Below are 13,395 nucleotides of genomic sequence, written 5' to 3'. Positions count from 1 at the left end.
CCGCAACACTCGCGAGCAGCCCGACGACGATGATTTTACGCAACAATTTCATGCTCCACTCCCCAGCCGCAGAATCATGCGGCATCAACCCCGAGTGTGCAAGGCCGCTTCGGCCTGTTGCACCAGAGACGCGATGATTTCCCCCACGGACTCCTCGGATGTTACCATACCCACCGATTGCCCTGCCATTAACGAGCCATTTTCGACGTCGCCGTCGATCACCGCTCGGCGCAGCGCCCCGGCCCAATAATGCTCGATCTGCAGCTGTGCTTCGATCATGTCGACATTGCCGCCGTCGAGCAGGTTCGCGACCTCGCGCTGCTTGGCGGTAAATTCCTCGGTCCCCGCATTTTTCAGCGCGCGCACCGGGATGACCGGCAGGCGCGGGTCGATCTGGACGCTTGCGACGGCGTCGCGTGCCGAGGCGCGGATGAACGCCTTTTTGAAATTGGGATGCGCGATGCTTTCGGTCGCGCAAACGAAACGCGTGCCGAGTTGGACCCCCGAGGCACCCATTTCGAGGTAACCCGCAATGGCCTCGCCGCGCCCGATGCCGCCCGCGACAAAAACCGGCACCTCGTCGGCGAGCGTCGGCAATATCTCCTGCGCGAGCACGCTGGTCGACACAGGACCGATGTGGCCGCCGGCTTCCATGCCCTCGATCACCAGCGCGTCGACGCCCGACCGGACGAGCTTCTTGCCCATTGCGAGCGTCGGGGCAAAGCAGATGACCTTGGCGCCCGAAGCCTTGATCGCCTCGAGGCTGCCCTTGGGCGGCAGCCCGCCGGCGAGGACGACATGGCCGACGCCATGCTTCGCGCAGATGTCGACCAGGTCGAACAATTGCGGATGCATGGTAATCAGATTGACCCCGAAGGGCTTGGTTGCCAGCGCCTTGGTCGCGGCGATCTCCGCATCGAGCAATTCGGGCGTCATGGCGCCGCACGCGATGACGCCGAAGCCACCCGCATTGCTGATCGCACTGACCAGGTTCCGCTCGGAAACCCAGCTCATCGCACCGCATAAAATCGCGTATTCGCTGCCCAGAAGCGCGGTTCCCCGCGCCATCAAATCGTTAATTTTCGTCATCGCCCACGCCTTTGCCAGCACTGGGACTCGGGCGCAATCCCTAGCGTCCGATGCACGCAAAACACCCCGACAGACACAATTTCGATTGGGCGTGCGAACCGGGCCTTTCGCCGCAGAAAGCAAATCAATCATTGTCAACTAAATCGATTGGCATATGCTCATGGGCGAATCGACAGGGTGTCGCAGGGAAAGGGAAACGCATGTCCGCTTCAGCAGAAAAGATTCCGGCGCAGCGCGAAGCCGTGCCGCGCTCGGTCCAGACGGTGCTCGATGCGCTCGAGAAATTGCGCTTCGGCGCGATCCAACTGACCGTCCACGAAGGCAAGCTGGTGCAGGTCGATATTACCGAGCGCCACCGCTACCCGAACTGATCATCTCCCAAAGGGGCTAGCCTTTGCCCCATTTCTAAAATGCCGCAGACCGGACCGCCGGATGTGGCAATTTTTCGTGCAACTTCAAAGCAACAGGAAAATTGTCATGACCGCAAAATATCCGTCCGTGCGCGGCCGCTTGTCGGCGAGCGCCCTTACATTATCCTTCCTCCTCGCCTTTGGCGCCCCGGCCGCCGCCGCCGAGGGTTCCGCAGCAGCCGAGGATAGCGCGGCCGCCACTGCCACCGCGCAGACCGACGACGACGAGGTCAGCCGCGGCGACATCATCATCGTGACCGCGCGCCGTCGCCAGGAAACCGCGCAGGAAGTGCCGGTCGCGATCTCGGTGATCCGCGGCGATTCGATCGAGGCGACGGGCAATTTCAACGTCGTGAAGCTGCAGCAGCTCGCGCCGACGTTGCAGGTCTATACCTCGAACCCGCGCAACACTTCGGTGAACATCCGCGGCCTCGGCGTGCCCTTCGGCCTGACCAGCGACGGCTTCGAACAGGGCGTCGGCATCTATGTCGACGACGTCTATAACTCGCGCGTCGCCGCCGCGACCTTCGACTTCCTCGACGTCGACCAGGCCGAGGTGCTGCGGGGGCCGCAGGGCACGCTCTACGGCAAGAACACCACCGCAGGCGCGATCAACATCACGACCAACCAGCCGACTTTCGATTTCGAGGGCCGCGCGGAGGTGACCGTCGGCAATCTCAATTATCGGCAGGCGAAGGCGGCGGTCTCGGGCCCGCTGACCGACAAGATCGCCGCGCGGATCGCGATCGCCGCCACCAGCCGTCGGGGCACGCTGTTCAACACGCGCACCGACCGCTGGATCAACGAACAGGACAATCTGGGCCTCCGCGGCCAGCTGTTGTTCCAGCCGAACGACGATCTCTCGATCACGCTGGCTGGCGACTACAGCCGACAGGACCCCGAATGCTGCGGCACCGCCTTCGTCCGCGTCGGGACGACGCAGCGCGCGCTCAATCGTCAATATGATGCGATCATCGCGCGGCTGCAGGCGGCCAACCCCAATTACAATTACACCGTGCCGAGCCGGAACGTCTATGACCGGCTAACCGACATCGACGCCAGCCTGAGCGCGGGCAACAAGATCGGCGGCGCTTCGCTGCGGGTGAAATGGGACGTCGGCCCGGGCACCTTCACCTCGATCACGGCGTGGCGCTTCTGGGACTGGCAGCCCGAGAACGACCGCGACTTCACCGGGGCTTCGGTCGTCTCGCGATCGCAAAACCCGTCGCAGCAGGACCAGTATAGCCAGGAGTTCCGCTACAATTACGAAGGCGACAATATCGACTTTGTCGTCGGGCTGTTCGGGTTCAAGCAGCGGATCGATACGCAGGGGACCGAGCAGCAGGGCATCGACGCCACGCGCTACAGCCTGGCGCCCTCGACCGACCCGACCAATGTCTACAACCGGCCGGAGGTGCTGAATGGACTGACTGCCATCAACACCCAATATCTGAAGGCCGACAGCGCGGCGCTCTATGGGCAGGTGAGCTATAAATTGACGCCCGAACTGACGATCCAGCCGGGTATCCGCGTCAATTATGACAAGAAGCAAGGCTTTTATCAGCGGGTGGTGACGACCGGCGCGGGGCAGGTGATCACGAGTTGCGCGCCCTCGGCCACGACCGGTAACGCGGTGCTCACGGCGCAATGCGGTGTCTATCAGCCGCAGCTGACGACGCCGTCGGTCAGCGACTGGAACTTCAGCTACGACCTTAATGTGAATTACAAGCTCGCGCCCGACGTTCTCGTCTATGCGACCTATGCCAAGAGCTTCAAGACCGTCGGTATCAACCAGAACGGCCTGCCGCTCGACACCAATAACCAGCCGGTGCTGAGCGCGAGCACAGTGAAGCCGGAATCGGTCAATCACTATGAGATCGGCATCAAGACCCAGTTCCTGAACCGCCTTGCAACCTTCAACCTCGCGGCGTTCCGCACCGAGATCAAGAATTTCCAGGCGACGGTGAACGGGGGCCAGTTCGGCACCGTTCGCGGCTATCTGGCCAACGCCGAAAAGGTGGTGTCGCAGGGACTCGAGGCGGATTTCAAGATCCGCCCCAGCGACCGTTTCACCGCCTATGCGAATGCCGCCTACACCGATGCAAAATACAAGAAGTTTACCAGCGCGCCGTGCCCGCCCGAGCTGTCGGGCGGCACCTTCCAGCCGGCGAATGCGGCGCCCGACTATTCGCAGCCCGGCGTTCCGGGGGCGCTCAGCCCGCGCCAGTGCGACATTTCGGGACAGCGCCTGCCGGGCGTGTCGAAATGGGCCTTCTCCTACGGTGCCGAGACCAACCTGCCGGTGACGCTCTTCGCCAAGGAAGGGCAGGTCTATCTGCGCGTCGACGGCAATTACCGCTCGCACTGGAATTCGAACGCTTCGCCGTCGATCTACACCAATGTGAAGGGCTATGCGCTGACCAACTTCCGTCTCGGCTTCCGCGGCGACGGCATCGATGTGTTCGGCTGGGTTCGCAACGCGTTCGACGTCAATTATATCGAATTGCTGCAGGTCGCGCCGGGCAATGTCGGCCTGATCGCAGGTACCCCCGGCGATCCGCGAACCTGGGGCGGGACGATCAAGGTCAGCTTTTGATCGCAGTCGCCTTGCGGCAAAAGAAAAGGGGCCGCTCCAGCCGGAGCGGCCCCTTTCTCGTGCAGCCTGTGCGTCAGCGCTGCTGCGGGTTGTCGCGATCCTGATCGGACCGCTGACCGCCCTGCTGGTTGTTCTGGCCATCCTGCTGTTGCTGCTGCTTGCGACGCTGTTCCTCGTCGCGCTGCTGCTGCTCATTGGGGTTCTGGTTAGCCATTTTCTCTCTCCATATCGCCATGTCGGGGGGATGCATGACGCTGGTCCAACCCGTTCGATCGGAGCGACGTTGCGTCGCTCGCTCGTGCTTTCGCCGGGGCGTGGCGGCGCCGCGACCAACGTCATTTTCATGCGGCAACTCCTTCGACTGTAATCGGTTCGTTCAATGACTGAGTTCAGCTTATTCGGTTATGGCGATGGAGGGGGGCGGCCTATCCTTTCCATCCCAAGGCGAAAGGACGACCCATCGACTCGCGGCCAGCCCCTGTCGACATTCCTTGCGCGGCCCCTGCGCCGTCCGCGCGTCATGCGCCGGTCATCCGTTTTCGCCATATCGATCCCATAAAAAGCCCAAGAGGAGAGACTGCATGAATGACCAGACCCCCATCGGCAGCGGTTGCCCGGTGCATCAGCCCGGCGGCGTCCGCGCCCTGCTCGGCCAGACCAACAAGGATTGGTGGCCCGACATGCTGGCGACCGAAATCCTGGGCCCGAACGGGTCGTCGAACCCGCTGGGCGAGGACTTCGATTATGCCGCGGCGTTCAAGTCGCTCGACTATCAGGCGTTGAAGGATGACCTCACCGCGCTGATGACCGACAGCCAGCCGTGGTGGCCGGCCGACTATGGTCATTATGGTCCCTTTTTCATCCGCATGGCGTGGCACGCTGCAGGCACCTATCGCACCGCCGACGGACGCGGCGGTGCCAACAGCGGGCAGCAGCGTTTCGCGCCGCTCGACAGCTGGCCTGACAATGGCAATCTCGACAAGGCGCGCCGCCTGCTGTGGCCGATCAAGCAGAAATACGGCAACAAGATCAGCTGGGCCGACCTGTTCATCCTGACCGGCAATGTCGCGATCGAAAGCATGGGCGGTCCGGTGTTCGGCTTTGGCGGCGGCCGCGCCGACGTGTTCGAGCCCGAGCGCGACATCTATTGGGGTTCGGAAGACAAATGGGTCAACCAAGGCGTCCAGACGCGCATCGATCCCGACAAGAATATGGTCATCGAAGGCCCGCTTGCCGCGATCCAGATGGGCCTGATCTACGTCAATCCCGAAGGGCCGCAGGGCAATCCGCACAATGACGAGGGCATGGCCCGCGATATGAAGGAAACCTTCGATCGCATGGCGATGAACCCGGAAGAAACCGTCGCGCTGACCGCGGGTGGCCACACTTTCGGCAAGGCGCATGGCAATGGCGACGCCTCGCTGCTCGGCAACGCGCCTTCGGGCGGCGATCTGGCCGCGCAGGGCTTTGGCTGGGTCAGCAGCCATGAAAGCGGCGGTATCGGCGAGCATACCGTGACCAGCGGCATCGAAGGCGCGTGGACCAACACGCCGCGCGAATGGACCGGGAATTTCTTCCGCCTGCTGTTCGACTATGATTATGAGCTGGTGCAGTCGCCCGCGGGGGCCAACCAGTGGCAGCCGATCAACCAGAAAGAGGAGGATATGGCCCCGGCTGCCTGGGATCCGAACATCAAGGTCCCGACCATGATGACCACCGCCGACATGGCGTTGAAGCGCGATCCCGAATTCCGCGCGATCAGCGAGAAGTTCCGCGACGATCATGAAGCGTTCAAAGACGCCTTTGCGCGCGCCTGGTTCAAGCTGACCCACCGCGACATGGGCCCCAAGGTCCGCTACCTCGGCCCCGAAGTCCCCGCCGAAGACCTGATCTGGCAGGATCCGATCCCGGCGGGCACGACGCCTTCCGATGCCGATGTGAAGGCGGTGAAGGACAAGATTGCCGCCAGCGGCCTGACCGTCAGCGAACTGGTCAAGGCGGCTTGGGCGTCGGCGAGCACTTATCGCAAGTCGGACTATCGCGGCGGCGCCAACGGCGCGCGCGTCGCGCTGGCGCCGCAGAAGGATTGGGAGGTCAACGAGCCGGCCGTTCTCGGCAAGGTGATCGATACGCTGAACGGCCTGCGCGGCTCGATGTCGCTGGCCGACGCGATCGTGCTTGGTGGCGTGGTCGGGCTGGAGAAGGCCGGCGCGACCAATGTGCCCTTCACCGGCGGCCGCGGCGACGCGACGGCCGAGCAGACCGACGCCGACAGCTTCGCGGTGATGGAGCCCGAGGCCGACGCGTTCCGCAACTATGTCGGCAAGAAAAAGCTCGCGGTGAAGGTCGAGGAAATGATGCTCGACCGCGCCTCGCTGCTCGGCCTGTCGGTGCCCGAGATGACCGTGCTCGTCGGCGGCCTCCGCGTCCTCGGCGCCAATCACGGCGACCGCGGCCATGGGCATTTCACCAAGCGGTCGGGCCAGCTGACGAATGACTATTTCGTCAACCTGCTCGACATGACCAATGTGTGGAAGTCGGTCGATGGGTCGGACGACCAGGAATATGTCGCGACCGACCGCGCCGGCGGCGGCGAGACATGGCGCGCGACGCGCGCCGACCTGATCTTCGGGTCGAACGCCGAACTGCGCGCGGTCGCCGAGGTCTATGCCGAGAACGGCCATGAAGAGAAGTTCGTCAAGGACTTCGTCAAGGCGTGGACCAAGGTGATGAACGCCGACCGCTTCGACCTTGCCTGATCGGTAACACCGACGGGTCGCAGGAACCCGCCCCCGGGGACATGGGCCCGGGGGCGGGTTTTCTTTTGCGCTTAAAGCGACAAAGGATACGCGCCTGCGCGTTCAAAATGTCTCCTTTGTCGCTTTAGCGAAAGGCTCGTCGCGCAGCGCGGCGTGGACGACTGCCATGTCGGGGCCGCCGCTGACGTCGATGGCGCCGCCCTTCAGGACGCGGACGGTGGTGACGCCGTTGAGCGCGCGGTCCATCGCGATGCTGAACTGGTGCGTGCGGCCCATCGATATCGCGCGGTCCCACGCGGCGGCGAAGCTGGCGGCGCAGGGCCGCTCGCGTAGGCGATAGGCGGACGCGCGACCCATGCCGACGGCACGCGCGGCCTTTCCCACCGAACCCATTGCTTCGAGCGCGCGGATGAAGTTCGCCTGTGCGTCGGGTGTCCAGCCATCGGCGCGCTGGCGCTGCACGGGGACGGGGGTGAAGGCGAGGCAGGTGCCCGCGAGTTGCGGGGCGGGTGAGTCGGTATGTTCCATCTGCCAGTTTGGAACATAGCGCGATATTTTAGGAAAGAGGTTTTTTGGGGGAGGGTGAGGGGCGGATTTGAGGTGATCAGCGCATCACTCAACGGCAGCTAACGCCCGACAGCGGCTGTTCCCTCTAATGCGCATCCTTCGGCGCCGGGCCGCCGATCGGCGGGGGCTTGCAGAAGGGGACCATGACGAGTGCGGCGAGGAAGATATAGGACATCAGGCGGAAGACATCGTCGAACGCCAAGGTCAGCGCGTGGCGTCCGACGAGCCGCGCCAGCGTCGCGTCGGCCATCAGCGCGGCCTGTTGCGGGTCGGAGACCCAGGTGCTGATATAATGGGTCAATTGCGCGGCCAATTGCTGCGCGCCCTGCGCCGACTGCCCAAGTGCTTCGGAGATGCGGAGCGCGTGGAGCCGCGCATTGTCGCCGAGCCAAGTGTTGACGAGCGCGATGCCGATCGCGCCGCCGAGGTTGCGCATCAGGTTGAACAGCCCCGAGGCGTAGCGCAGTTCTGCCCCTTCGAAATTGCCAAGCGCGAGGCCGACGGACGGGACAATACACAACATGATCGCGAAGCTGCGCACCACTTGCGGCCAGAAGAGCGCGGCAAAGCCCCAGTCGGGGGTCATGAAGCTGAACATCCACAGACCGAGCGCGAACAGGCTGAGGCCGAAGGTGATGATGATGCGCGGGTCGACGCGCTGCGACAGCGCGGCGGCGATCGGTACCCCCATCAACTGCGCGATGCCGGCGACGAACACTGTCGTGCCGATTTCGGCGGCGTTGTAGCCGCGCACCCGGCCGAGGAAGATCGGCACCAGATAGGTTCCGGCATAAAGGCCGAACCCGATGACGAGATTGAACACACAGGCGAAGGCAAAGGTTGGCTTGCGGAAAGGCGTGAGCTTGACGATCGGCCCGTCCGAGCGGAACGAGCGTTCGAGGAACAGCGCGAAGGCGACGATCGACACCCATGCCGCGATCGCGATCATCGGTTCGCTGAACCAGTCGTGTTTCGGCCCTTCCTCGAGCACATATTCGAGGCCGGCGAGGAAGATCGCCATCGACCCCAGATGCACCCAGTCGATCCGCCGCAGCATCGACCAGTTCGCCCTGTCGACGCGAACGAGCGTCAGGATCAGGACGGTGACCGCGATGCCGGGCGCGACATTGATGAAAAAGACCCAGCGCCAGCCCATCGCATCGGTGATCCAGCCGCCAACCGTCGGGCCGAGCGTGGGTGCGAGCACCGACACCATGCCGAGTATCGCGGGGATCATCGCGCGCTGCTTGCCCTCGAACAGCATATAGCCGGTGGCGAACACCGTCGGCACCATCGCGCCGCCGACAAAGCCCTGGATCGCGCGGAACAGGATCATCGATTCGATGTTCCACGCGAGCCCGCATGCCATGCTCGCGATGGTGAACAGCCCCGCCGAGGCGGCGAACAGCCAGCGCGTCGACATCGCCTGCGCGAGGAAGGCGGCGAAGGGGATCATCACCAGTTCGGCCATCAGATAGGCGGTCTGGACCCAGCTGATTTCGTCGGGGCCGGCGCTGAGGCCCGCCTGCACCTCGTTGAGCGAGGCGGCGACGATCTGGATGTCGATGAGCGCCATGAACTGGCCGAACGCCATCACCGCGAAGATCAGATATTTCCGGCTGTTGGGCATGGCCGCCGGGTCGAACACGTCGGCGGGAGCGGGCGCTGACCCGGGAGAGAGGGGAATCGATGCCATCGGGCTTGTGTCCTGCAGTCTTTATATTATATGCATCATATAAAGGAGACCGCAAGTGCGCTATTCGAACGAGCATAAGGCCGAGACCCGCGCCCGGGTGCTGAAGGAAGCGGCGAAGGAGATCCGCGCCAAGGGGCCGGACAATGTCGCGGTGGCGGGGATCATGGCGCGTGCCGGGCTGACGCACGGCGGCTTCTATGCCCATTTCAAGTCGAAGGACGCGCTGGTCGGCGAGGCGATCGGGACGATGTTCGCCGATGCCCGCGCGCGCTCGGCGAAGATCGACGCGGCGGGAGATGCGCGCGACGTGCTGCGCGCCTATGTCGATTTCTATCTGTCGCCCGCGCACCGCGACAGCCGCGACCGGGGGTGCCCGCTGCCGACGCTGTCGGGCGACTTCGCGCGCTCGGAGCCCGAGACGCGCGAGCGCTTCGGTGCGGGCGTCGTCGGCATCGCCGCGCGGCTCGCGGCGCCGCTCGCGAACCTCGGCTACGCCGATGCCGGGGCCGAGGCGCATGCGCTGCTCGCGCAGCTCGTCGGCGGCGTCGCGCTGGCGCGCGCGGTCGGCGACCCGGCGCTCTCCGATGCGCTGCTCGCCGACACCCATGCCAATATCGTGGCGCGCTATGGCCTGGAGATCGCACAATGACACTGGCGAAGGTCAAGGGGCTGATCGCCTCGGGCGGCAAACCGCCGATCGGGCATACGATGGGGTTCCAGCTTGTCGATGCCGGCGATGGCTGGGCGGCGTTCGAAGGGGTGCCGGGGCCGCAGCATTATAACCCGATGGGCACGGTCCATGGCGGCTATGCCGCGACCCTGCTCGATTCGGCCTGCGGCATCGCGGTGGTCACCAAGCTCGCCGACGACCAGGCGATGACGACGCTCGAGCTCAAGACCAGCTATTTGAAGGCGATGACCGAAAAGACCGGCAAGGTCCGTGCCGAGGGGCATGTCATCTCGATCGGGCGCCGCGTCGCCTATGTCGAGGCGAAGCTGACCGACGCCGAGGGGCGGCTTTATGCGACCGCGACCTCGACCTTGCTGGTGCTCCAGCAATGAATGCGCAGAGTGCGATCGCTGCCGAGGCCGAGCCGCCCGCAGCCGACGCCAAGCGGCTGCCGCAAAAGGCGTGGAAGATGGGGCTGGTCGCGCTGCTCGTCGCCGCGGCGGGCATCTGGTGGCTCACCTCGCCGCGCACCGCGGAATCGACCGACAATGCCTATCTGCAGGCCGATTCGAGCACGATCGCGCCAAAGGTCGGCGGACTGGTCGCGGCGGTGCTGGTGCAGGACAACCAGGCCGTGAAGGCGGGCGATCCGCTCGTGCGGATCGACGCCGAGGATTATGACGCGCGGCTGCAATCGGCCGAGGCGGCGGTCGCCGATGCCGATGCGCAGGTCGCGACTGCCAAGGCGGCGCTTGCCGCGCTCGGCGCCGACGAGCGGCTTGCGGCGGCACAGATCCGCGCGGCGGGGACGCAGATCGCCGCCGCCGATGCCGAATCGGTCCGCGCGTCGGCCGACCTCAAACGCTATGACGCGCTCCTCGTCGATGGCTTCGTCACCCGCCGCGACGCCGACCAGGTGCGCGCGACGGCGGTCGGCGCCATCTCCGCGGCGCAGCGCTCGCGCGCCGATCTCGGCACCAGTTACGAGCAGGCGGCGGTGACGCGCGCCCGGCGCCCCGTGCTGCTCGCGCAGATCCAGGCGGCCGAAGCCGAGGCGCTGAAGGCGCGCGCGGCGCTGGCGCTGGCGAAGCAGGATCGCGGCCATGCGCTGGTCCGTGCGCCGATTGCGGGGGTTGTCGGCAACCGGCAGGTGCAGGTCGGCGACTATGTCCAGCCGGGGTCGAGGCTGCTGACTTTGGTGCCGACGCGCTCGGTCTATGTCGTCGCCAATTTCAAGGAGACGCAGACGCACGCGATGCGGCCCGGCCAGAAGGCGGAAGTCTATGTCGATGCGCTCGGCGAGACGCTGAGCGGGACGGTCGAAAGCCTCGCGCCGGGGTCGGCGAGCGAATTCACCTTGCTGCCGTTCGAGCCTGGGTCGGGCAATTTCACCAAGATCGTCCAGCGTGTCGGGGTGCGCATCCACCTCGATCCGGGGCAGGCGGCGCTCGCGCAGCTGCGCCCCGGGCTGTCGGTGACCGCGAAAGTGCGGCTACGCGACTGATCGCGGCGATCGCCTCGCTTCGCCGCATCTGATGTTAACAATGTAAATTTCGACTTGACTGAGTGGCGCGCTCCAATCAATGTTTACGACAGTAACATTGAGTCGCGAAAGGACGCGTCATGCGAACCCTGCTCTATGCCCTTGGGCCGATGCTGTTCGACTCGCTCGGGGTCATGGTCTTTGCGATACTGCTTGGCATCGGTGCGGGGATCGTCCCTGCGGTGGTGGCGGGCACGCTCGTCGCGCTCGCGGTCGTGGGATATGAATTGGCGCGCGGGCACAAGGTCGCGGCGCTGCAATGGATCAGCCTCGCCTCGGTGCTGTTTACCGCCGCTGCGACGCTGCTGACCGGCGACCCGCGCTTTGTCATGGCGAAGCCGACCATGGTCTATCTGATCGTCGGCACGGTGATGCTGCGCAAGGGGTGGCTGAACCGCTATATCCCGCCCGAGCAGCTCGCGCTGGTCGGTGACGTGATGGACCGGTTCGGCATGGTCTGGGCGGCGCTGATGTTCGCGAGCGCTGGGCTGAACCTCGTCATCGCGCTCTTCTTCACCGGCTGGTGGCCGCTGTTTATCGGCATCTTTCCGCTGGCGTCGAAATTCGGGCTGTTCGCGATCCATATCGCGGTCGTGCATTTTATCGGGCAGGCGCGGCTGCGCCGCCGTTTGGCGAGCGAGTTGCAGCCGTCCTAACTCGTCATCCCAGCGAAAGCTGGGATCGCAGGCGGTGTGGAATGACGATAGCGGCCCCAGCTTTCGCTGGGGCGACGTGGTGCCTACTCTGCGTCGAGCCCGTAGGCGGTGTGCAGCACGCGCACCGCCAGCTCGGTCTCGTCCTCGTCGATCAGCACGCTGACCTTGATCTCGCTGGTCGAGATCGCCTGGATGTTGATGCCGCGATCGGCGAGCGCACGGAACATCGTGCTCGCGACGCCCGCATGGCTCTTCATGCCGACGCCGACGACGCTGATCTTCGCGACCTTGTCGTCGCTGATGATGCGGTTGAAACCGATCTTGTCCTTCGATCCTTCGAGCAGGTCGATCGAGCGCAGCAGGTCGGCGCCCGGGACGGTGAAGGTCACGTCGGTCTCGCCCTTCTCGCGGCCGACATTCTGGATGATCATGTCGACGTTGATCCCGGCGGCGGCGAGCGGGCCGAAGATGTTCGCCACGGCGCCCGGCTTGTCGGGCACGCGGGTGACGATGATCTTCGCTTCATTCTTGTCGTGGGCGATGCCGGTGATCAGCTGCCGTTCCATCTGATGTTCCTCTATTTCCTGGTCGCTGACGATCATCGTGCCCTTTTTCGGCGCCTCATCGCCCTCGACGAAGCTCGACAGCACCTGCACGCGCACGCCCATCTTCATCGCGAGCCCGACCGAGCGCGTCTGAAGCACCTTGGCGCCGACGCTCGCGAGTTCGAGCATTTCCTCGTAGGTCACATAGTCGAGCTTGCGCGCGCGCGCGACGATGCGCGGGTCGGTGGTGTAGACGCCGTCGACGTCGGTGTAGATGTCGCAGCGGTCGGCCTTCACCGCGGCCGCGACCGCAACCGCGCTGGTGTCCGAGCCGCCGCGGCCGAGCGTCGAGATTCGGCCGTCGTCCATCATCCCCTGGAAGCCCGGGATCACTGCGACCTCGCCGCGTGCCATCGCGGCGGTCAGCGCGCCGGTGTCGATATCGATGATGCGTGCGCGGGCATGCGCTTCCTCGGTGCGGATCGGCAATTGCCAGCCGAGCCAGCTGCGCGCGGGTGTTCCCATCGCCTGCAAGGTGAGTGCGAGCAGCCCCGAGGTCACCTGTTCGCCCGCGGCGACGACGACGTCATATTCGGCGGGGTCGTAGCGCGGGTTCGCCTCGCGGCAGAAATTGACGAGCCGGTCGGTCTCGCCGGCCATCGCCGAGACGACGACCGCGACCTCGTTACCCTGCGCGACTTCGCGCGCGACGAGCTTCGCCACGGTGCGAATCCGCTCGGTGCCCGCCATCGACGTGCCCCCGAATTTCATCACGATCCGCGCCATCTCGCCCCGCTTTCAAGAAACTGGTTTCCACCGCAACATTCGTACAATTTTGCGGCGTCCGGCTGTTAGGGAAGGGGG

Annotated in this window: 12 protein-coding genes; 7 read left to right on the top strand and 5 right to left on the bottom strand. The window is 64.9% G+C overall.

Annotated features, from left to right (window positions below):
* Window positions 1-84 precede the first annotated feature (84 nt).
* Window positions 85-1,089, bottom strand: a complete 1,005-nt coding sequence (locus B1A78_RS16340; RefSeq protein WP_077147983.1) for a nitronate monooxygenase family protein — start codon at window positions 1,087-1,089, stop codon at window positions 85-87.
* 200 nt (window positions 1,090-1,289) lie between these two features.
* Here B1A78_RS16340 and B1A78_RS16335 point away from each other — a divergent pair, with 200 nt between their 5' ends.
* Both B1A78_RS16335 and B1A78_RS16330 read left to right on the top strand, forming a co-directional pair.
* A complete protein-coding gene (locus B1A78_RS16335; protein WP_077147982.1) occupies window positions 1,290-1,460 on the top strand; it encodes a YezD family protein in 171 nt (56 codons plus the stop codon).
* A gap of 106 nt (window positions 1,461-1,566) precedes the next feature.
* Window positions 1,567-4,095, top strand: coding sequence for a TonB-dependent receptor (locus B1A78_RS16330; protein ID WP_077147981.1), 2,529 nt, complete (start codon window positions 1,567-1,569; stop codon window positions 4,093-4,095).
* Between the two features lie 73 nt (window positions 4,096-4,168).
* On the opposite strand, the gene B1A78_RS22735 is transcribed toward B1A78_RS16330, so the two are convergent.
* The gene (locus tag B1A78_RS22735; RefSeq protein WP_179102068.1) at window positions 4,169-4,309 is read right to left on the bottom strand and encodes a hypothetical protein; all 141 of its coding nucleotides are present in this window, start codon (window positions 4,307-4,309) and stop codon (window positions 4,169-4,171) included.
* 367 nt (window positions 4,310-4,676) lie between these two features.
* On the opposite strand from B1A78_RS22735, the gene katG reads away from it, so the two are divergent.
* On the top strand, window positions 4,677-6,854 hold the full coding sequence (gene katG / locus B1A78_RS16325; protein ID WP_077147980.1) for a catalase/peroxidase HPI: 2,178 nt from the start codon (window positions 4,677-4,679) through the stop codon (window positions 6,852-6,854).
* Window positions 6,855-6,956: 102 nt separating this feature from the next.
* Here the strand turns inward: katG and B1A78_RS16320 are convergent, their stop codons facing one another.
* Together B1A78_RS16320 and B1A78_RS16315 are read right to left on the bottom strand one after the other, a co-directional pair.
* Window positions 6,957-7,382: a hypothetical protein gene (locus tag B1A78_RS16320; RefSeq protein WP_077147979.1), complete on the bottom strand. Its 426-nt coding sequence runs from the start codon at window positions 7,380-7,382 to the stop codon at window positions 6,957-6,959.
* Between the two features lie 124 nt (window positions 7,383-7,506).
* Window positions 7,507-9,051, bottom strand: a complete 1,545-nt coding sequence (locus B1A78_RS16315; protein WP_083734234.1) for a DHA2 family efflux MFS transporter permease subunit — start codon at window positions 9,049-9,051, stop codon at window positions 7,507-7,509.
* Window positions 9,052-9,172: 121 nt separating this feature from the next.
* Here B1A78_RS16315 and B1A78_RS16310 point away from each other — a divergent pair, with 121 nt between their 5' ends.
* The 4 genes from B1A78_RS16310 (at window position 9,173) to B1A78_RS16295 (ending at window position 11,986) form a co-directional block, all read left to right on the top strand.
* On the top strand, window positions 9,173-9,766 hold the full coding sequence (locus tag B1A78_RS16310) for a TetR/AcrR family transcriptional regulator (protein WP_077147977.1): 594 nt from the start codon (window positions 9,173-9,175) through the stop codon (window positions 9,764-9,766).
* Window positions 9,763-10,179, top strand: coding sequence for a PaaI family thioesterase (locus tag B1A78_RS16305; protein WP_077147976.1), 417 nt, complete (start codon window positions 9,763-9,765; stop codon window positions 10,177-10,179). The genes B1A78_RS16310 and B1A78_RS16305 overlap by 4 nt, the downstream gene beginning before the upstream one ends.
* Entirely contained in the window at window positions 10,176-11,291 is a 1,116-nt protein-coding gene (locus B1A78_RS16300; RefSeq protein WP_077147975.1) for an HlyD family secretion protein, read from the top strand. The genes B1A78_RS16305 and B1A78_RS16300 overlap by 4 nt, the downstream gene beginning before the upstream one ends.
* A gap of 119 nt (window positions 11,292-11,410) precedes the next feature.
* Window positions 11,411-11,986, top strand: coding sequence for an inner membrane-spanning protein YciB (locus B1A78_RS16295; protein ID WP_077147974.1), 576 nt, complete (start codon window positions 11,411-11,413; stop codon window positions 11,984-11,986).
* A gap of 83 nt (window positions 11,987-12,069) precedes the next feature.
* On the opposite strand, the gene B1A78_RS16290 is transcribed toward B1A78_RS16295, so the two are convergent.
* Complete coding sequence (locus B1A78_RS16290; protein WP_077147973.1) at window positions 12,070-13,317, bottom strand: aspartate kinase; 1,248 nt, start codon at window positions 13,315-13,317, stop codon at window positions 12,070-12,072.
* Window positions 13,318-13,395: the final 78 nt, after the last annotated feature.

It is taken from the genome of Sphingopyxis sp. KK2 (genome assembly GCF_001990265.1).
Classification (GTDB): Bacteria; Pseudomonadota; Alphaproteobacteria; order Sphingomonadales; family Sphingomonadaceae; genus Sphingopyxis.
The sequence above is the reverse complement of the archived record's forward strand: the minus strand, read 5'-3'. Positions and strand labels throughout refer to the sequence as shown.

Coding starts and splice junctions, on each gene's coding strand:
- katG (WP_077147980.1), top strand. CDS start 4,677: ATGAATGACCAGACCCCCATCGGCAGCGGTTGCCCGGTGCATCAGCCC.
- B1A78_RS16300 (WP_077147975.1), top strand. CDS start 10,176: ATGAATGCGCAGAGTGCGATCGCTGCCGAGGCCGAGCCGCCCGCAGCC.
- B1A78_RS16320 (WP_077147979.1), bottom strand. CDS start 7,382: ATGGAACATACCGACTCACCCGCCCCGCAACTCGCGGGCACCTGCCTC.
- B1A78_RS16290 (WP_077147973.1), bottom strand. CDS start 13,317: ATGGCGCGGATCGTGATGAAATTCGGGGGCACGTCGATGGCGGGCACC.
- B1A78_RS16305 (WP_077147976.1), top strand. CDS start 9,763: ATGACACTGGCGAAGGTCAAGGGGCTGATCGCCTCGGGCGGCAAACCG.
- B1A78_RS16315 (WP_083734234.1), bottom strand. CDS start 9,051: ATGCCCAACAGCCGGAAATATCTGATCTTCGCGGTGATGGCGTTCGGC.
- B1A78_RS16335 (WP_077147982.1), top strand. CDS start 1,290: ATGTCCGCTTCAGCAGAAAAGATTCCGGCGCAGCGCGAAGCCGTGCCG.
- B1A78_RS16295 (WP_077147974.1), top strand. CDS start 11,411: ATGCGAACCCTGCTCTATGCCCTTGGGCCGATGCTGTTCGACTCGCTC.
- B1A78_RS22735 (WP_179102068.1), bottom strand. CDS start 4,309: ATGGCTAACCAGAACCCCAATGAGCAGCAGCAGCGCGACGAGGAACAG.
- B1A78_RS16340 (WP_077147983.1), bottom strand. CDS start 1,089: ATGACGAAAATTAACGATTTGATGGCGCGGGGAACCGCGCTTCTGGGC.
- B1A78_RS16330 (WP_077147981.1), top strand. CDS start 1,567: ATGACCGCAAAATATCCGTCCGTGCGCGGCCGCTTGTCGGCGAGCGCC.